The sequence below is a fragment of the Rhodococcoides fascians A25f genome (genome assembly GCF_000760935.2).
Classification (GTDB): domain Bacteria; phylum Actinomycetota; class Actinomycetes; order Mycobacteriales; family Mycobacteriaceae; genus Rhodococcoides.
Genome location: NZ_CP049744.1, coordinates 3,270,294 through 3,287,842, shown reverse-complemented (window position 1 = coordinate 3,287,842; position 17,549 = coordinate 3,270,294). Strand labels below are relative to the sequence as shown.

The window sequence follows — 17,549 nt, the reverse complement described above, 5'->3', positions numbered from 1 at the left end:
CGTTCGCCGTGACCGCTACAGCCTCTCCGCCTGCACATCATCCTGTCGCTCGGTCGATTCCGGTGTGGCTGGGAATCCTCGCGGCATCCCTACCGATGTTCATGGCAACACTCGACAATCTGGTGATGACCAGCGCGCTGCCGGTCATTCAGCAGGATCTGAACGCGTCGGTCGGCCAGCTGCAGTGGTTCCTCAACGCCTACACCCTGAGCTTCGCCACGTTCATGCTCACCGCGGCGACGCTCGGTGACAGGTGGGGCAGACGGGCGGTGTTCCTCGGTGGCATCGCGATCTTCACCGTCGCTTCGGTGGCCAGTGCACTCGCCACGAGCCCGGCCATGCTCATCGCGGCGCGGGCTGTGCAGGGCGTAGGTGCTGCCGCGATCATGCCGTTGTCGTTGACCCTGCTGGCCGCGGTGGTACCGATGGGCAAGCGCGCCATGGCAATCGGGATCTGGGGCGGAGTCTCCGGCCTCGGTGTGGCCCTGGGGCCGGTCGTCGGTGGAGCCGTCGTCGACGGCATCTCCTGGCAGGCGATCTTCTGGATCAACGTTCCGGTGGCACTGGTTGCAGTACCGCTCGCCTACACGGCGCTGAAAGAGTCGACGGGACGGACCCAGCCGCTCGATCTGCTCGGTGTGGTGCTTGCCGGCGGTGGCGTCTTCCTGTTGGTGTGGGCGGTGGTTCACGGCAACGACGACGGATGGGCGTCGACCACAGTGCTCACCAGTGCCATCGGGTCAGCGGTGTTGCTCGTCGCGTTCGTCGTGCGAGCGTCTCGCACCCGGTATTCGGTACTGCCGTTGGCGCTGTTCCGATCACGCAGTTTCACCCTCGCCAACGTCATCGGAATCACGTTCTCGCTCGGCATGTTCGGAGCTGTGTTCCTTCTTGCGCAGTACCTGCAGATCGTCATGCACTACACACCGTTCCAGGCAGGCCTGCGTACGCTGCCCTGGACCGCAGCGCCGATGGTGGTCGCGCCGATTGCGGGCCTGTTGGCGGAGCGCGTCGGGCTCCGTGGATTGCTGGTCAGCGGCTTGGCGCTGCAGTCGGTGTCGCTGGTGTGGATGGCTCTGATCCTCGGGCCCGACACCGAGTACCTGTCCATGGTCCCGGCGCTGCTGATGGCCGGCGTGGGCATGGGCCTGACGTTCGCGCCGTCCGCGACGGCAGTGTTGCGCGACATGAAGGTCGACGATCACGCCACGGCGAGCAGCGCGAACTCCACGATGCGCGAAGTGGGTATCGCGCTGGGGATCGCGGTGCTGACCGCCGTGTTCATCGGTAACGGCGGATCGTTGACGCCCACCGGATACACCGACGCTCTGGCACCGGCCCTACTCGTCGGCGCGGGAGCAGTCGGGATCGGACTGGTCGCGGCACTGTTCATGCCGGGTCGTTCCGCCGCTGGGGCGGAGGCCGTCACGGTCGACCGGGAAATGCCGTCGACGAGGGTGTGACTCCCAGGATCTGTTGCCACGTCGCGAGCCGGACCGCGGCGTCGGTCAACGCCTGGACTCCCATCTCGCGTGTACCACCGGACTGGCTGCGTTCGATCAGCGAACGCCACGCCACACACGTGTCGATCTCGGCCTGGGCAGCCAACTGAGTGGCCGAGATCGCGTCGGTCACCGGAAACGGTGATGCGTATGCGGGATCGGGGAGGGGGACGGCGACACTGGCTGCCTGGAGCGCGTCGATGGTCGCGTCTCTGCGCGCGCGATGGGCAGCAGTGTTGGTTGCGACCAGATCGGCGCGCGTGGGGTTGGAGAACGCCGCGACGACGCCGTAGGCGAATACCGCCGCGTACTCGGCTTCGAGGGCGTCGACCAGACCTTGCTGTTCCGGACCGAGATCGCTCATGCCAGCACCACCAGAGCCGACACCGTGCACGACGCACTGATCGAACCGAGAAGACCGGCCCGATAACCGCTTTCGTTTCGAGCCGCGTCCGCTGCACTGCGAGCGGATGTGGTCAACATCTCCCGCACCGCCGCGATGTCCGGTGGCGGAGCCGGGGGAGCGACGGTGGTCGTGCTGGCTGACGTGGAGGTGTCGGTCGTTGCACCGGTGGCGCGGGCGATCTCGGTGTCGAGCGCATCGGCGTGCTCTGTCCGCTGAGCCGCAACGACTCCGAGCGCAGCTGCATAGTCGGGAATCGCGGTCGCTGCCGCGGTGGCATCCGTTGCGTCGCTGCGGGCAGCACGCAGCTGTGCGGTCAGAGAATCGAGCGCGGGGCCGGAGATCTCGTCCTGGGCGCAGGCCGCAACGGCGGAGACGGTGGCCGCAGACAGGGCTGCGGCACCGGCGAGTCGGAACAACCCGCGGCGACTGAGCGCAAAGGGGGCGATCGGCGTGGGCACCCCGACATCGTGCCAGACCGCAGCGCCTGCACGTGCCATGCCCGTGTGTCGTGACGCGTGCGTGGTCACGAGCAGTGTCCGCGGGGCGGTAGTCTGTTGGTTCGGCAAACGCAGTCCGGCTGCCGCTCGCCGGATCGCCCACAACTACACACGAGGAGTTCGCGACATGCCTGTTCCGTCCAAGGAGAGGGTTGTCGAACTACTCGCCGACCTCGTTCGAGAACGGGGCTACGACCTCGAAGACGTGAACGTCGTCGCAGCAGGCAAGCACAGCGCGGTGCGCATCATGGTCGATCGAGAAGAGGGCATCGACCTGGACGCGCTCCCGGAGCTGAGCCGCGAGATCTCCGACGCCTTCGATGCGGTGACGGATTTCGGTGAAGCGCCGTACACGCTCGAAGTCACCACTCCCGGAATCGACCGGCCCCTGACCGAGCCGCGGCATTGGCGTCGGGCCCGCGGACGCAAGGTGCGCATCGAGTTGGCCGAGAGCAAGCTGGACGGTCGGGTCGGTCTACTCGACGGAGATTCGGTCACCGTGGTGACCAAGGAGAAGGGCGTGCTGTCGACGCGGTCGATAGTTCTGACAGACGTTGTGAAAGCTGTTGTGCAGGTGGAATTTTCAAGGCCCACCGCCGAGGAGATGGACTTGGCGGGTGGCGTGGTCGGCAGTAGGCCCTCGCCTGCGAACACCGACGAAATCGTGGATGTGGAAGCACCGGAAGAAGGGTCGAACAAGTGAATATCGACATTGCCGCACTGCGGGCGATCGAGGCGGACAAGGGAATTCCGATCGAGATGGTGATCTCGACCATCCAGACCGCGTTGTTGACCGCCTACCGACACACCGAGGGACACCAGTCCAACGCGTGGATCGATGTCGATCGCAAGACCGGATCCGTTCGCGTGATGGCCAAGGAAATCGACGCCGACGGCAACGTGATCTCCGAGTGGGACGACACCCCGGAGGGCTTCGGGCGTATCGCAGCCACCACCGCGCGCCAGGTCATTCTGCAGCGCTTGCGCGACGCCGAGCACGAGCGGTCGTTCGGTGAGTACTCCACTCACGAGGGTGAGATCGTCAACGGAGTCATCCAGCGCGACACGCGCGCCAACGCCAAGGGCACCGTCATCGTGCGCATCGGCAGCGACGCCAACGGGGCCGACGGACTCCTGCCTCCCGCCGAGCAGGTTCCGGGCGAAACCTACGAACACGGCGAACGCATCAAGTGCTACGTCGTCGGAGTCGCTCGGGGCAACCGGGGTCCGCAGATCACACTCTCACGCACCCATCCGAATCTGGTGCGCAAATTGTTCGCCCTCGAGGTACCCGAGATCGCCGACGGTTCCGTGGACATCGTGGCGGTCGCACGCGAGTCGGGTCATCGGTCGAAGATCGCTGTCGCCTCCACGGTGTCGGGCCTCAATGCCAAAGGTGCCTGTATCGGACCGATGGGGCAGCGGGTGCGGAACGTGATGAGTGAACTGGCGGGCGAGAAGATCGACATCATCGATTTCGACGAGGACCCGGCCACGTTCGTCGGGAATGCGCTCTCACCGTCCAAGGTTGTCTCTGTGACGGTCGTGGATGCTGCTGCTCGCGCGGCTCGCGTGGTGGTTCCGGAGTACCAGCTCTCTCTCGCGATCGGCAAGGAAGGACAGAACGCTCGACTGGCTGCTCGACTGACCGGTTGGCGTATCGATATCCGCAGCGATGCGGCGGCACCCGAGACGACCAGCGCATAGGGCCGGAATGCGGAGTTCGAGGCAATACAGCGGTAGAGTGGTCGATGGTTCGGTAACGAAGTCTCTTCCCAGAAGCATGAACGCGAGTATCCGGTTGTGAAAGCCCGGCCGATTCGTACATGCGTCGGGTGCAGGGAGCGAGTTCCGGCCGCCGATCTGTTGAGGATCGTGGTTCGAGAAGCTGGTTCGCACGAATTCGCTCTCGTCCCCGACATCCGGCATTCGATGCCCGGCCGTGGTGCGTGGTTGCACTACAACCGAGAATGCCTGCACAATGCGGAGCGACGCCGAGTTTTCGGTCGTGCGTTTCGGATATCGGGAAATGTGGAATCGTCCGCAGTGACAGCCGTGCTCGACGAGCACGGCCGACTACCGGCCGAGGATACGACAAGAGCAACACCCGTCGACAAGAACAGGCAACAGCACTGATGAGCACACCGTGAAGCACCAACGATGAACGTCCATCGGAGATAACCCGAGGTCGTGCGGGCACCAAGCCTCGCTCGGCCTCTCAGTGAGGAGAGCAGTGGCAGGCAAGGCCCGCGTGCACGAGTTGGCAAAAGAACTCGGTGTCACCAGTAAGGAACTACTCGCACGGCTCAAAGAGCAGGGCGAGTTCGTCAAGTCCGCATCATCCACAGTCGAGGCCCCGGTGGCTCGTCGTCTTCGTGAGTCCTTCCCGTCCGAGAACTCGGACGCGTCGGCACCCGCCGCATCTGCACCCAACGGTCGCGCAGCAGCCGATCGCGCCGCCGGCAGCACCGCGAAGCCGGGTACAGCAAAGCCGGGTGGACCCCGTCCGGGACCCAAGCCGGCACCCCGCCAGGCAGAGCCGGAAGCACCCGTAGCCCCGGTAGCACAGGCACCCGTCGAAACACCCCCGGCTGCGCCCGCTGCTCCGGCACCGGCCGCTCCCGCTGCGCCGCCCGCTGCTCCGGTCGAGCAGGCACCGGCCGCGTCGGCCGACACCGGCGACGCAACACAGGCACCGGCAGCACCCAAGCCTGCAGGTCCCGGCCCCAAGCCGGGCCCCAAGGCTCCGCGTGTCGGTAACAACCCGTACTCCTCGGCCCCCGTGGAACGACCGGCTCCTCGGCCGGCTCCCGGTGCCCCGCGCCCCGGTGGCGGACGTCCCGCGCCCGGACAGGGTGGGCCTCGTCCCGCCGCACCGTCGGCCGGCAGTCGTCCGGCTCCCGGTCAGGGTGGGCCGCGTCCCGCTCCGGGCCAGGCCGGACCTCGTCCGAGCCCGGGCTCGATGCCTCCTCGCCCCAATCCGGGTGCGATGCCGACCCGTTCGGCTCGTCCGGGACCCGCAGCAGGACGCCCCGGTCGCCCCGGCGGCGCACCGGGCGGTCGTCCGGGCGGCGGCGGTGGCTACCGCGGCGGTGGCGCTCCTGGCGCTCCCGGTGGTGCCCCCGCAGGCGGCGCTCCCGCAGGCGGCTTCCGTGGCCGTCCCGGCGGCGGTGGCCGTCCCGGTCAGCGCGGCGCAGCAGCAGGTGCATTCGGTCGTCCCGGCGGAGCAGTCCGTCGTGGCCGTAAGTCGAAGCGGGCGAAACGCGCCGAGTACGAGAGCATGCAGGCTCCCGCAGTCGGCGGCGTCAGGCTGCCCCGCGGCAACGGTGAGACCATTCGTCTCGCCCGCGGCGCTTCGCTGTCGGACTTCGCGGACAAGATCGACGCGAACCCGGCCGCACTGGTGCAGGCACTGTTCAACCTCGGCGAGATGGTCACTGCGACGCAGTCGGTCAACGACGAGACGCTGGAGCTGCTCGGCGGCGAGATGAACTACGTCGTTCAGGTCGTCAGCCCCGAGGACGAAGATCGTGAACTGCTCGACTCGTTCGACCTCACCTACGGCGAGGACGCCGGCGGCGAGGACGATCTCGAACAGCGTCCCCCGGTGGTCACCGTCATGGGCCACGTCGACCACGGCAAGACTCGACTGCTGGACTCGATTCGTAACACCACGGTGCGCGAAGGCGAAGCAGGCGGCATCACGCAGCACATCGGTGCCTACCAGGTGTTGACCGAGCTCGAGGGCAACGAACGTCTCGTGACGTTCATCGACACCCCCGGTCACGAGGCCTTCACGGCCATGCGTGCCCGTGGTGCCAAGGCCACCGACCTCGCGATCCTGGTGGTTGCAGCCGACGACGGCGTCATGCCGCAGACGGTGGAAGCCATCAACCACGCCCAGGCGGCCGATGTGCCGATCGTGGTTGCGGTCAACAAGATCGACAAGGAAGGCGCGAACCCGGACAAGATCCGGCAGCAGCTGACCGAATACGGTCTGGTCGCCGAGGAATACGGCGGCGAGACCATGTTCGTCGACATCTCCGCCAAGCAGGGCACCAACATCGATGCCCTTCTCGAAGCGGTGCTGCTGACGGCCGACGCGTCGCTCGATCTGCGCGCCAACCCGGACATGGACGCTCAGGGTGTTGCCATCGAGGCCCACCTCGACCGTGGTCGTGGGCCGGTCGCGACCGTGCTCATCGCCCGCGGAACGCTCCGTGTCGGTGACTCGATCGTTGCCGGTGACGCGTACGGACGCGTTCGCCGAATGGTCGACGAGCACGGCGAGGACGTCACCGAGGCGTTGCCGTCCCGGCCCGTTCAGGTCATCGGCTTCACGTCGGTGCCCGGTGCAGGCGACAACCTTCTGGTCGTCGACGAGGACCGGATCGCCCGTCAGATCGCCGATCGTCGGAATGCACGCAAGCGGAACGCGCTCGCAGCCAAGAGCCGTAAGCGCATCAGCCTCGACGATCTCGATGCAGCTCTGAAGGAGACTTCGCAGCTCAACTTGATCCTCAAGGGTGACAACTCGGGAACCGTCGAGGCTCTCGAAGAGGCGCTGCTCGGTATCCAGATCGACGACGAGGTCGAACTGCGGGTCATCGACCGCGGTGTCGGTGGCGTCACGGAGACCAACGTCAACCTGGCGTCGGCATCCAACGCGATCATCATCGGCTTCAACGTTCGAGCGGAGGGCAAAGCCACCGAGCTGGCCAACCGCGAAGGCGTCGACATCCGCTACTACTCGGTGATCTACCAGGCGATCGACGAGATCGAGAAGGCCCTAAAGGGCATGCTCAAGCCGGTGTACGAGGAGGTTGCCCTCGGGCAGGCCGAGATCCGCGCGCTGTTCCGATCCTCCAAGGTCGGAAACATCGCCGGTTGCCTCGTCACCTCCGGTACGATCCGTCGCAACGCGAAGGCACGACTCATCCGAGACAGTGCCGTTGTTGCGGAAACCGTCACGATCTCCTCGCTCCGTCGCGAGAAGGACGACGCGACGGAGGTCCGTGAGGGATACGAGTGTGGTTTGACGGTGACGTACTCCGACATCAAGGTGGGCGATGTCATCGAGGCGTACGAACTCCGTGAAAAGCCGCGCGACTAGAACAGATGCGGAGCCGTTCGGCTCCGCATCCGGTCGCGTCGGCTCGGTGGTGAAGCCAGGGGAGTGACACTGCGCTCCGACTTTCGAGCCGGTGGTGGTACGACAGTTGTACCGCCACCGGCTTTGTCGTCGGAGCCGATCGAAGGACGTCAGCGTGTATCTGGGTGCTCTGGAGTTGGACGTGTTGTTGGGGGACGTACGTTCGCTGGCCGAGAAGCGGTCGATGATGGAACCGGTGCTGGGTGATCTGCAGAGGTTGGGAGTGTCGGCTGCGGAAACCGGTGAACGAGAACGTATTCGACGGTCGTTGCTGGGAGTGGCGGCCGCTGGAACCGATGTGGACCTGCTGCACGACAAGCTGGACGAATGCGAACGGCACGTCGCCGAACGTCACGATCTGGAATTGTTGGCAGTACGTCGGAGAATATTCGGACCCGAGGATTGATTCGGGAAGTCCTGTCGAGCACTGTTCGGCAGGCGTGTACATCGCAGCCGCCGGGACGTCGAACTTCGGTCGACGTCCGGCCATGAAAGAGGAGTGTGATTGTCGTGGTGGATCAGGCCAGGGCTCGTAAGTTGTCCAAGCGAATCGCTGCCATCGTTGCGACGGCGATCGATCACGAGATCAAAGATCCGCGGCTCGCCTTCGTGACCATCACCGACACCAAAGTCACCGCTGACCTGCACGACGCGACGGTGTACTACACCGTGATGGGCGAAGACCTCGATACTCCGCCCGATCTGCAGGCTGCCGCGGCCGGACTGGAGAAGGCCAAGGGCGTGCTGCGCTCGAAGGTCGGAGCCGGAACGGGTGTGCGGTACACACCCACCTTGACGTTCGTGACCGACACGGTGCCCGACACCGCGCGCCACATGGAAGACCTTCTCGAACGCGCCCGCGTGGCCGACGAGGAACTGGCCCGTGCGCGTGCGAACGCAAAACCTGCCGGAGACCCGGACCCGTACAAAGCTCCGCGCGAAGTCGCAGACTTGGATGGTCATTCCGCAGGCTCCACTCCTGCAGACGTCGAGCCAGCCGAAGCCGACTGACATGTCCGATGGTTCGGGGGCAGAGTCGCAGCAGGACGAGGACCTGGCGCGGGCGATCGAGATGCTCGAACGTGCATCCTCGGTGACCGTTCTGTGCCACGTGCAGCCCGACGCGGACACGATCGGTAGCGGGCTGGCGCTCGGCTCGGTACTCGAACGTCGTGGCGCCGATGTGCAAGTGGCCTTCGCAACGCCGGCTTTTCTGCCCGAGTCGATGAACGAGCTGCCCGGCCGGCACCTGCTGGTCGACGCCGACAAGGTGGCCGACGCGGTGGATCTGGTCGTCACGGTCGACGCCGGAAGTCGGGGCCGGCTGGGGTCGTTGGGTGACCGGCTCGATACTGCGTCGACCAGCCTCGTCATCGATCATCACCGCAGCAACACCCGATTCGGAACGGTCAACGTGGTGCATGCGTCAGCGGAGTCGACCACTGCTGTGATCGCGCGGCTGTTCGACCAGTGGGGTGTCGAGATCGACGCCGATCTGGCGCACCTGCTGTTCGCCGGCCTGGTCACCGACACCGGATCGTTCCGATGGGTTCGCCCCGGTTCACATCTGCTGGCCGAGAGACTGCTGGCGACGGGTATCGACGGCGCACACATCGCGCGCAAGCTGCTCGATACTCACCCGTTCGAGTGGCTGCCGATGCTCGGGTCGGTACTCGGTTCGGCATCGTTGATTCCCGAGGCGGCCGACGGGCGCGGGTTGGTGTACGCGGTCATCCGGAGCGAAGACGCGGCCGGATTGCGGTCGGAAGAGATCGAGAGTGTCATCGACATCGTCCGCACCACGTCCGAAGCCGAGGTGGCTGCCGTGCTCAAGCAGCAGGACTTCGGCACGGTCTGGGTGGTGTCGTTGCGGTCCAAGACCGAGGTGGACGTGTCGGCGGTGGCGTGTGCCCTCGGAGGTGGCGGACACCGCAACGCGGCCGGCTACACCGCGACCGGTGAGCTCGGCGATGTGATCGACGCTCTGCGCGGAGCCTTGTCCACGTCGTGAGTTCCTCGCCGGTCACTGCTCGTCGAATTCTCGGCTTGTCCCTTCCCTCTCTCGGCGTCCTCGCCGCCGAGCCTCTCTACCTGTTGTTCGATGCCGCTGTGGTCGGCCGACTCGGTGCCCTGGCGCTCGCCGGCCTGGCGATCGGTGGTTTGGTACTCGCACAGGTCAGCACCCAGTTGACCTTCCTGTCCTATGGCACGACTGCCCGAGCCGCTCGTATGCACGGTGCCGGGCGCGAACACGACGCCGTAGGTGAGGGGGTTCAAGCAACCTGGTTGGCATTCGGGCTCGGGGTCGTCATCGTGGCGGTCGTGCAACTCGCGGCCGAGCCTGTGGTGTCGGTCTTGACCGGAGGTGGCGACATCGCCGCCGAGGCGATCGCGTGGCTGCGCATCGCGCTGCTGGGTGTGCCGTTCATCCTGATCTCGTTGGCCGGAAACGGGTGGATGCGCGGTGTTCAGAACACCGTGACACCGCTACGTTTCGTTGTGCTCGGCTTCGGTGTGTCGGCGGTACTGTGCCCGCTTCTGGTTCACGGGTTGTTCGGATTCCCACGATTGGAGCTGGTCGGATCGGCCGTGGCCAACGTGATCGGTCAGGGCGTCGCCGGTGCATTGTTCGTCGTGGCGGTGGTTCGAGAAAGCACCGAACTGCGTCCGCGATGGTCGGTGATGCGTGCGCAGTTGATACTCGGCCGCGATCTCATCGTGCGCAGCCTCGCGTTTCAGGCCTGCTTCCTCTCCGCAGCCGCGGTCGCGTCGAGGTTCGGGGCCGCCTCGGTCGCCGCGAACCAGGTGGTGCTGCACATGTGGAACTTGGTGTCACTCATGCTCGATTCGTTGGCAATTGCCGCGCAGACCCTCGTCGGGGCTGCGTTGGGTGCCGGCCGAACCGAGGATGCGCGCGCACTGGCATGGCGCTTGACAGCATGGTCGACCGTATTCGCCGTGGTCCTGGCCGGCGTGTTCGCCGTCGGGCGTTCGTTCGTCCCGGGCCTGTTCACCACCGATGCATCGGTCGTCGATCAGATGCATGCGATCTGGTGGATCTTCGTTGCGATCATTCCCATCGCCGGCGTGGTGTTCGCGTTGGACGGGGTGCTGCTCGGCAGTGGCGATGCAGCGTTCCTACGAAACGCCACCATGGCATGTGCCGTCGTGGGGTTCCTGCCGTTCATCTGGTCCGCTCTGGTCTTCGACTGGGGCTTGGTGGGGATCTGGATCGGACTCGGTGTCTTCGTCGCCTTGCGCATGCTCGCGGTGGCCGGGCGAGTGCTGTCCGGTAAGTGGCTGGTGATCGGCAGCGATCGTCAATTACGACGGTGACGGCAACGCGGGATGCAGTGCAACTTCGAGGCTCTTCACCACGAAGTACACGCTGCGCCCCGGCTCGAGCCCCAGATCGGAGACCGCTGCGGGGGTGATGTCGGCGGCCATTCCGGGCGAGCCGTCTGGATGCGGACGAGATCGGACGCGAATGCCGGAGCCCTGCACCTCCATCTCGTCGATCACGACCTCGAAAACGTTCCGCGGGCTGGCATGGGGGGCTGTCGGGTGCACCGAGACCGCGGCGGGGGAGAAGACCGCGACCAGCGACGTCCCGGTGACGTGTTGCCCTGATCCATGGACCGTCAAGCCCCAGCTCGTGGTCAGTGCGGTCGTGCCGTCGGCGTCGGCCGCGCGGCCGGAGAGCAAATTGACCCCGGCGATCCGGGCACCGAATTCGCTGCGGGGAGCGGCGAGTACCTCGGCAACGGACCCTCGCTCGACCACGCGCCCACCGTCGACGATCGCGACGGAGTCGGCCAATGCGACCACGTCGAGCAGATCGTGGGTGACGATCAGCGCCGTGCGGGAACTGTCGCGCACTACCGATCGCAGCACTCTGCGGAGCGCCGGTGCTGTCTCGACATCCAACGCCGCAAGGGGTTCGTCGAGCAGCAACAGTCGAGGATCGGCGGCAAGAGCACGTGCGATCGCTATGCGTTGGGCCTGCCCACCGGACAATTGGTCCGGGGGACGATCGGCCAGATGAGAGGCTCCTACCGCGGCCAGCCACGTGTCGGCCACAGTCTTCGAGGACGCTCGGCTCTCACCCGCGCTCCGCGGCGCGAAGGCGACGTTCGTTCGAGCGTCCATGTGGGGAAACAGGAGTGCGTCCTGCGCGAGAGTGGCCACACCTCGCGCGTGGATCGGAACGAAGGTCTTCGACGAGGTGTCGGTCAACGTGTCCTCACCGAGCCGGACGATGCCGTCGTCGGGTACCACCGACCCCGACACCAGCTGCAGCAGTGTCGATTTGCCGGCCCCGTTGGGGCCGAGGATGGCGACCGTCTCACCCTCTTCGACGTCGAGTTCGATGTCGACGCCGCGGACATCGACAGTGGCGCGAACGTGCAGCGAGCTCACAGCGAACCCGACGATCGAGTGCCGCGCGCGGTGACGACGACGACGGCAGCAACCAGGATCAGCACCAGCGACAGCGCCACCGCGGCATCGGGATCGGCCTCGCGCTGTAGATAGATCTCCAGCGGCAGGGTTCGGGTGACTCCTTCGAGCGAGCCCGCGAAGGTCAAGGTCGCTCCGAATTCGCCGAGTGCGCGTGCGAACGCGAGAACGGTACCGGATATCAGTCCAGGCAAGATCAGGGGAACTGTGACGCGGCGCAGAACGGTGGTCGGAGTTGCCCCCAGAGTCGCCGCAACCACGTCGTAGCGACTTCCGGCCGTACGCAGTGCGCCTTCGACACTCACGACGAGAAACGGCAGCGACACGAACACCTGCGCCAACACGACGGCGGAGGTGGTGAACGCGATTCGGATTCCGAACGCTTCGAGATGTTCGCCGAGCAGGCCCTGACGGCCGAATGTGTAGAGCAACGCGATACCGCCGACCACCGGAGGCAGGACCAGAGGGAGTACGACCAGGGAGCGGAGTACCGACAGGCCACGAACAGTGCTGCGGGAGAGCACGATTGCCATCGGTACACCCAGCAGCACGCACATCACCGTGCTGGCTGTGGCCGTCTTCAGGCTCAGAACCAGCGCTGCGACCGCAGACTCCGAGGTGACGAGACCGACGAAGTTCGACCAGTCGATGCGGGTGAACATCGCGGCAAGGGGTGCCACGACAACGAGCGCGCCGACGGCCGCCGGAACGAAGATCCACAGCGGTACCCCTACCGCCGATCGCCCGCCATCGGCGACGCGTACGGTCACGGGGCGGCGAAGCCGGCTCGGGCGAGGACGTCTCGGCCGACCTGTCCGGTGACGAACTCGGCGAACGCGCGAGCGGTGGCGTCGTTCTCGGACCCATTCAGTGTCGCAACCGGATAGGTGTTGACGGCTTCGCTCGATTCCGCGAACGGCACTGCTGTCACGGCGTCACCCGACCCTGCTGCGTCTGTGACGTACACCAGCCCGGCATCGGCTTGACCCGACGTGACTTTGCCCAGTACATCGGTGACCGACGATTCCTCGCTCACCGCCGGTATGTCCGTGCCGGTCGCGGCTTCCACGGCTGCCGTCGCCGCACCGCACGGCACCTGAGGTGCACAGATCACCGTCAGAATGTCGGGGTTCGCCAGATCGGCGAACGATGTGATGCGATCCGGGTTGCCCGGCGCGGTGACGATGGTCAGTGTGTTCGAGGCGAAGTCGACGGGATCACCTGCCACCACGCCGGCGTCGACCGCCTTCGTCATGTTTTTCGTATCCGCGGAGGCGAAGACATCGGCGGGTGCACCGGAGATCAGCTGCGTGGCCAGATCGGAGGATCCGGCAAAGCTGAACTCGACCGAGGTGCCGGGGTGCTCGGCCTCGAAGCGCGTACCCAGTTCGGTGAACGTCGCTCGCAGGGATGCTGCGGCGAAGACGGTGATGTCACCCCCGACGGTATTGCCGGTCGCGGCCGGATCGGAGGCACCGGATTCGGATGCCCTGTCGCATCCGGTGAGGACGAGAGTGACGGCAACGAGAGCCACGAATGCCGGTCTGAGTGTCTGCACTGAAATCTCCTGCGATCTAGGGTGTCTCGACGATGACCGTGGTGGCCTTGACGACCGCGACGGTCACCTTGCCCGGCTCCAGTCCGAGTTCACGAACGGACTCGGTACTCATCAGGGACACGATGGAAAAGGGCCCACACTGCATGGTGACCTCGCTCATCACTGTGTCCGAGACGACCCCGGTGACGAGCCCGACCAGTCGGTTGCGGGCAGAACTGCCGCCGGAGGCCACTTCGGGTGGGGGCGCGGCATGCTCGCGGGCATAAGCGGCGAGGTCACTGCCGGCGATCACCTTGCGCCCTGTCTCGTCCTCGAACGAGGCGAGTGTGCCGCCGTCGATCCACCTCCGCACGGTGTCGTCACTGACGCCGAGCAGTGCGGCAGCGTCTCGAATGCGGACCGGAGGCACCGTCATCGCGTCACCCGCGCCGTCTTGGTCGTCCGCAAAAAAGTCATGAAAGGCACCATATACCCGAATCTGCGGTTGAGACGACCGGATTGCCTCCAGGGCGGCCGGGACCGTCGGTCATGACGGGAGCTACCGCTTCACCCCGCCTGGATGCGCCGCGGAATCTCCGTGGAGGATTGAGCGTTGATACGTTCTCGGACGGTTCGGCGACTCGACGTCGACGGCCGAACGGATCGGAAGGGGTCATCAGTGGCAGCGAAGCTGTGGGCAGTGAGCGACATTCACGTCGGACATCGGGGCAACAGGCCTGTCACCGAGGACATCTTCCCCGAGTCTCCCGACGACTGGCTGATCGTGGCCGGTGACGTGTCGGAGAAGACCGACGACATCAAGTGGGCGCTCGAACTGCTGCGCAGTCGTTTCGCGAAGGTCATCTGGGTTCCCGGAAACCACGAGCTGTGGACGACGGTGAAAGATCCCGTCCAGATCCACGGAGCAGCCCGATACGAGTACTTGGTCAACCTGTGCCGTGAGATCGACGTCGTCACTCCGGAGGATCCGTACCTGCTGTGGGAGGGAGAGGGTGGTCCGGCGACGATAGTGCCGATGTTTTTGCTGTACGACTACACCTTCCTGCCGCAGGGAGCTCGGGACAAGGAGCACGGGCTGGCGATCGCGCGAGAGAAGAACGTCGTCGCCACGGACGAATTTCTGCTGTCCTCGCAGCCGTATGCCACGCGGGATGCGTGGTGCCATGCGCGCATCGACGCCACTCGTGACCGGCTCGATGCCCTCGATACAACCGTTCCCACGGTGCTGATCAACCACTTTCCGATGGTCCGTCAGCCGACCGAGGTGCTCTTCTACCCGGAGTTCGCGCTGTGGTGCGGGTCGACTCTCACGGCGGATTGGCACACGAGGTACAACGCGATCTGCTCGGTGTACGGGCACCTGCACATTCCGCGTACCACCTACTACGACGGCGTTCGCTTCGAGGAGGTGTCGGTGGGCTACCCGCGCGAGTGGCAGCGACGTGGACTGCCGAAGAACGTTCTGCGACAAATTCTTCCGGTTCCCGAGTATCCGCCGGGGTCGTTGAACAAATGGGGCGGGCACTTCACCGTGACTCCCGAGATGGAAGCAGAAGTAGAGAAGATGAGGGCGGGCAAGTGATCGAATCCATACTTCCGAACGGTGTGGTCTCGGCCGAACTGTTCGTCGACCCACCGGATTTGGTGCCCCATCCACTCGAAGCCCCGTTGGTCGCCAAGGCTGTGGACAAGCGCAAGCGTGAGTTCACCTCGGCTCGGCACTGTGCTCGAGTGGCGATGGGAAAGCTGGGCGTGGAGCCCGCGCCGATCATGCGAGGCAAATCCGGTGCGCCACAGTGGCCGAAGGGTGTGGTCGGATCCTTGACGCACTGCGACGGGTATCGCGGTGCTGTACTGGCCTACTCGATGCAGGTGCGATCGGTCGGCATCGACGCCGAGCCGCACGGGCCTCTACCCGACGGTGTGCTGGAGGCGGTGAGCCTCGAGGCAGAGCGAGACTGGCTCGCGACCGCGGGCCGCGAGGACGTGCACTGGGATCGAGTGTTGTTCTGCGCCAAGGAAGCGACGTACAAGGCCTGGGAGCCGTTGACCGGACGGTGGCTCGGTTTCGAGGACGCGCACATCACCTTCGAGCGCACCGGCTCAGGTGACGACATCTCCGGGACGTTCAGATCCGAACTGCTGGTGCCCGGCGATACCGTCTCCGGGCCTCCTCTGACGTCGTTCGACGGTCGATGGATGGTGGCCGGCGGACTGGTGATGACGGCAATCTCGGTGATGTGACGACCGGCTGGTCGCGCCTGGCACAATGCTCTCTCGTGAGTGCTCGCGAAAAGATTTCGTCCGGTCTCGTCGGTGCCGGCCTACTGGTGGTCGACAAAGGACCGGGCGTGACGAGTCACGATGTCGTGGCGTCGTGTCGAAAATTGTTGCGCACCAGAAAGGTCGGCCACGCGGGAACTCTCGACCCCATGGCGACCGGAGTGCTGGTGCTTGGTGTGGAGCGGGCGACCAAGATGCTCGGACTGCTCTCACTGACCACCAAGTCGTACACCGCGACGGTGCGGCTCGGCCGCAGTACGACGACAGACGACGCCGAGGGTGACGTTCTGGCGGATGTCTCGGCCTCGCACCTCTCCGATTCGGACATCGCGACCGCGATCTCGGCGTTGACCGGTGACATCGAGCAGGTGCCGGCGAGTGTCAGTGCCATCAAGGTCGACGGACAGCGAGCGCACAAGCTGTCTCGAGCCGGCGAGGAGTTCACCCTTGCCGCCCGGAAAGTCAGTGTCACCCGATTCGATGTGACGGCCAGGCGTGATGTCGTCGAACACGAAGCCACCTTCGTCGACCTCGATGTGGAGGTGGAGTGCACGTCGGGGACGTACGTGCGCGCGCTGGCGCGAGATCTCGGTGCGGCGCTGGGCGTCGGCGGTCACCTGACCGTGCTGCGCCGCACACGCGTCGGTCCTTTCACCCTCGAGCATGCGCGGACACTCGAGGAGTTGGCCGAGGATCCGGCCGTCAGTCTCGATATCGACGAGGCCGCACGCACCGCTTTTCCGCACCGGCAGATCGATGCAGGCGAGGCGGAATCACTGAGCCAGGGCCGCTGGCTGGATCCGATCGGAATCGATGGGGTGTACGCGGCCGTCGATCCGACCGGTCACACCATTGCTCTGCTTCAGGAGAAGGGCAAGCGCGCCAGTTCGGTCATGGTCGTGCGGCCCGCGACCTTGCGCGGGCACTGAACCGGCCCGGCAATCAGTTCGCGGGAACCATCCAGATCGCCTCGGCGGCGCGATGGCCGAGGTCGATGGAATCCGTGGCGTCGTCCCGCGCGAGTTCGATGGCAACCGTGCCGGCGTAGTCACGTCGTTCGATCACCGTGATCGGTAGGTCGAGCGTGATACCGACCGAATCGAAGTAGCGAAGCATCGCAGGATCGGAGTCGGAGATTCTGGCGACTCGGCCGGACTGTCCGTCGAGGTACTCGCTCAGGCGGGTCGCGGACGGAGTCTCGATCGCACCGTCGACCGACGGAATCGGATCTCCGTGCGGATCGCGTTCGGGGTGGCCCAATTTGGCGTCGATCCGGTCCATCATCAGGTCCGAGACGGCGTGTTCGAGAATCTCCGCCTCGTCGTGCACTTCGTCCCAGCCGTACCCCAGTTCGCGGACCAGGTAGGTCTCGATCAGCCGGTGCCGACGCACCATGCCGATGGCAGCCAGGCGACCCTTCTCGGTCAGTGAGATGGCTCCGTAGCGGGCGTGGTCGACCATGCCCTGATCGGCGAGCTTGCGAATCGCCTCGGACACCGTCGAGGCGGAGACGCCGATGCGCTCGGAGAGCATCTTGGTGCTGACGGAGTCCTCGCTCCATTCGCTGGCCGTCCAGATGACCTTGAGATAGTCCTGCGCAACCGCGGACAGCTGGACGCCCTCGTCGGCCGGTGCGGGATCGGTTCTTTGTTGCGCCACGCCGCCGAGCTTAGGCAATCCAATGGAAAAAGAC

19 protein-coding genes are annotated in these 17,549 nt (G+C 65.5%); 12 read left to right on the top strand and 7 right to left on the bottom strand.

What is annotated here, in order from left to right; genetic code table 11:
* The first annotated feature begins 8 nt into the window (after positions 1 to 8).
* Positions 9 to 1,463, top strand: a complete 1,455-nt coding sequence (locus tag BH93_RS15460) for a DHA2 family efflux MFS transporter permease subunit (RefSeq protein WP_052065108.1) — start codon at positions 9 to 11, stop codon at positions 1,461 to 1,463.
* On the opposite strand, the gene BH93_RS15455 is transcribed toward BH93_RS15460, so the two are convergent.
* Together BH93_RS15455 and BH93_RS15450 are read right to left on the bottom strand one after the other, a co-directional pair.
* Positions 1,426 to 1,866 carry a ferritin-like domain-containing protein gene (locus tag BH93_RS15455; RefSeq protein WP_032377078.1) on the bottom strand — a complete coding sequence of 147 codons (441 nt, stop codon included), beginning with the start codon at positions 1,864 to 1,866 and terminating at the stop codon, positions 1,426 to 1,428. The two genes, BH93_RS15460 and BH93_RS15455, sit on opposite strands and share 38 nt — an antisense overlap.
* Complete coding sequence (locus BH93_RS15450) at positions 1,863 to 2,405, bottom strand: hypothetical protein (RefSeq protein ID WP_230594505.1); 543 nt, start codon at positions 2,403 to 2,405, stop codon at positions 1,863 to 1,865. Before BH93_RS15450 ends, BH93_RS15455 begins: the two co-directional genes overlap by 4 nt.
* 127 nt (positions 2,406 to 2,532) lie before the next feature.
* On the opposite strand from BH93_RS15450, the gene rimP reads away from it, so the two are divergent.
* From rimP to BH93_RS15410, 8 genes are all read left to right on the top strand, one after another.
* Positions 2,533 to 3,108 (top strand): ribosome maturation factor RimP, encoded by a 576-nt coding sequence (gene rimP / locus BH93_RS15445; RefSeq protein ID WP_032378206.1) that lies wholly within the window; start codon positions 2,533 to 2,535, stop codon positions 3,106 to 3,108.
* On the top strand, positions 3,105 to 4,112 hold the full coding sequence (gene nusA, locus BH93_RS15440; RefSeq protein ID WP_032377079.1) for a transcription termination factor NusA: 1,008 nt from the start codon (positions 3,105 to 3,107) through the stop codon (positions 4,110 to 4,112). Before rimP ends, nusA begins: the two co-directional genes overlap by 4 nt.
* A 96-nt stretch (positions 4,113 to 4,208) precedes the next feature.
* Positions 4,209 to 4,541 carry a YlxR family protein gene (locus BH93_RS15435; RefSeq protein WP_196249085.1) on the top strand — a complete coding sequence of 111 codons (333 nt, stop codon included), beginning with the start codon at positions 4,209 to 4,211 and terminating at the stop codon, positions 4,539 to 4,541.
* Positions 4,542 to 4,638: 97 nt separating this feature from the next.
* A complete protein-coding gene (infB, locus tag BH93_RS15430; protein WP_037173982.1) occupies positions 4,639 to 7,518 on the top strand; it encodes a translation initiation factor IF-2 in 2,880 nt (959 codons plus the stop codon).
* A gap of 154 nt (positions 7,519 to 7,672) precedes the next feature.
* Positions 7,673 to 7,963 carry a DUF503 domain-containing protein gene (locus BH93_RS15425; RefSeq protein ID WP_032377081.1) on the top strand — a complete coding sequence of 97 codons (291 nt, stop codon included), beginning with the start codon at positions 7,673 to 7,675 and terminating at the stop codon, positions 7,961 to 7,963.
* A 104-nt stretch (positions 7,964 to 8,067) separates the two neighbouring features.
* A complete protein-coding gene (gene rbfA / locus BH93_RS15420; RefSeq protein ID WP_052058494.1) occupies positions 8,068 to 8,568 on the top strand; it encodes a 30S ribosome-binding factor RbfA in 501 nt (166 codons plus the stop codon).
* A 1-nt stretch (position 8,569) separates the two neighbouring features.
* On the top strand, positions 8,570 to 9,568 hold the full coding sequence (locus BH93_RS15415; protein ID WP_037173980.1) for a DHH family phosphoesterase: 999 nt from the start codon (positions 8,570 to 8,572) through the stop codon (positions 9,566 to 9,568).
* Entirely contained in the window at positions 9,565 to 10,893 is a 1,329-nt protein-coding gene (locus BH93_RS15410; RefSeq protein WP_032377083.1) for an MATE family efflux transporter, read from the top strand. The genes BH93_RS15415 and BH93_RS15410 overlap by 4 nt, the downstream gene beginning before the upstream one ends.
* Here the strand turns inward: BH93_RS15410 and BH93_RS15405 are convergent.
* The 4 genes from BH93_RS15405 to BH93_RS15390 are packed head-to-tail and all read right to left on the bottom strand — an operon-like array spanning position 10,882 to position 13,988.
* Positions 10,882 to 11,976, bottom strand: coding sequence for a sulfate/molybdate ABC transporter ATP-binding protein (locus tag BH93_RS15405; RefSeq protein ID WP_052065107.1), 1,095 nt, complete (start codon positions 11,974 to 11,976; stop codon positions 10,882 to 10,884). The two genes, BH93_RS15410 and BH93_RS15405, sit on opposite strands and share 12 nt — an antisense overlap.
* A complete protein-coding gene (locus BH93_RS15400; protein WP_037173979.1) occupies positions 11,973 to 12,785 on the bottom strand; it encodes an ABC transporter permease in 813 nt (270 codons plus the stop codon). Before BH93_RS15400 ends, BH93_RS15405 begins: the two co-directional genes overlap by 4 nt.
* A complete protein-coding gene (gene modA / locus BH93_RS15395) occupies positions 12,782 to 13,573 on the bottom strand; it encodes a molybdate ABC transporter substrate-binding protein (protein ID WP_037173978.1) in 792 nt (263 codons plus the stop codon). The genes BH93_RS15400 and modA overlap by 4 nt, the downstream gene beginning before the upstream one ends.
* A gap of 16 nt (positions 13,574 to 13,589) precedes the next feature.
* Positions 13,590 to 13,988 carry a TOBE domain-containing protein gene (locus BH93_RS15390; protein ID WP_032377085.1) on the bottom strand — a complete coding sequence of 133 codons (399 nt, stop codon included), beginning with the start codon at positions 13,986 to 13,988 and terminating at the stop codon, positions 13,590 to 13,592.
* Positions 13,989 to 14,231: 243 nt separating this feature from the next.
* Between BH93_RS15390 and BH93_RS15385 the strand changes: the two genes are divergently transcribed.
* From BH93_RS15385 to truB, 3 genes are read left to right on the top strand one after another with little or no spacing between them, the layout of a single operon-like run.
* Positions 14,232 to 15,155: a metallophosphoesterase family protein gene (locus BH93_RS15385; protein WP_032377086.1), complete on the top strand. Its 924-nt coding sequence runs from the start codon at positions 14,232 to 14,234 to the stop codon at positions 15,153 to 15,155.
* Positions 15,152 to 15,817: a 4'-phosphopantetheinyl transferase family protein gene (locus tag BH93_RS15380; RefSeq protein ID WP_032377087.1), complete on the top strand. Its 666-nt coding sequence runs from the start codon at positions 15,152 to 15,154 to the stop codon at positions 15,815 to 15,817. Before BH93_RS15385 ends, BH93_RS15380 begins: the two co-directional genes overlap by 4 nt.
* 35 nt (positions 15,818 to 15,852) lie before the next feature.
* Positions 15,853 to 16,785, top strand: coding sequence for a tRNA pseudouridine(55) synthase TruB (truB, locus tag BH93_RS15375; protein ID WP_032403613.1), 933 nt, complete (start codon positions 15,853 to 15,855; stop codon positions 16,783 to 16,785).
* Between the two features lie 13 nt (positions 16,786 to 16,798).
* Here truB and BH93_RS15370 read toward each other — a convergent pair whose 3' ends face one another.
* Positions 16,799 to 17,533, bottom strand: coding sequence for a metal-dependent transcriptional regulator (locus BH93_RS15370; protein ID WP_032378212.1), 735 nt, complete (start codon positions 17,531 to 17,533; stop codon positions 16,799 to 16,801).
* Between the last annotated feature and the right edge of the window lie 16 nt (positions 17,534 to 17,549).

Excerpts from the sequence above, each read along its gene's own strand:
- BH93_RS15450 (WP_230594505.1), bottom strand. The coding sequence starts at position 2,405 with ATGGCACGTGCAGGCGCTGCGGTCTGGCACGATGTCGGGGTGCCCACG.
- BH93_RS15390 (WP_032377085.1), bottom strand. The coding sequence starts at position 13,988 with ATGACGGTGCCTCCGGTCCGCATTCGAGACGCTGCCGCACTGCTCGGC.
- rimP (WP_032378206.1), top strand. The coding sequence starts at position 2,533 with ATGCCTGTTCCGTCCAAGGAGAGGGTTGTCGAACTACTCGCCGACCTC.
- BH93_RS15415 (WP_037173980.1), top strand. The coding sequence starts at position 8,570 with ATGTCCGATGGTTCGGGGGCAGAGTCGCAGCAGGACGAGGACCTGGCG.
- BH93_RS15455 (WP_032377078.1), bottom strand. The coding sequence starts at position 1,866 with ATGAGCGATCTCGGTCCGGAACAGCAAGGTCTGGTCGACGCCCTCGAA.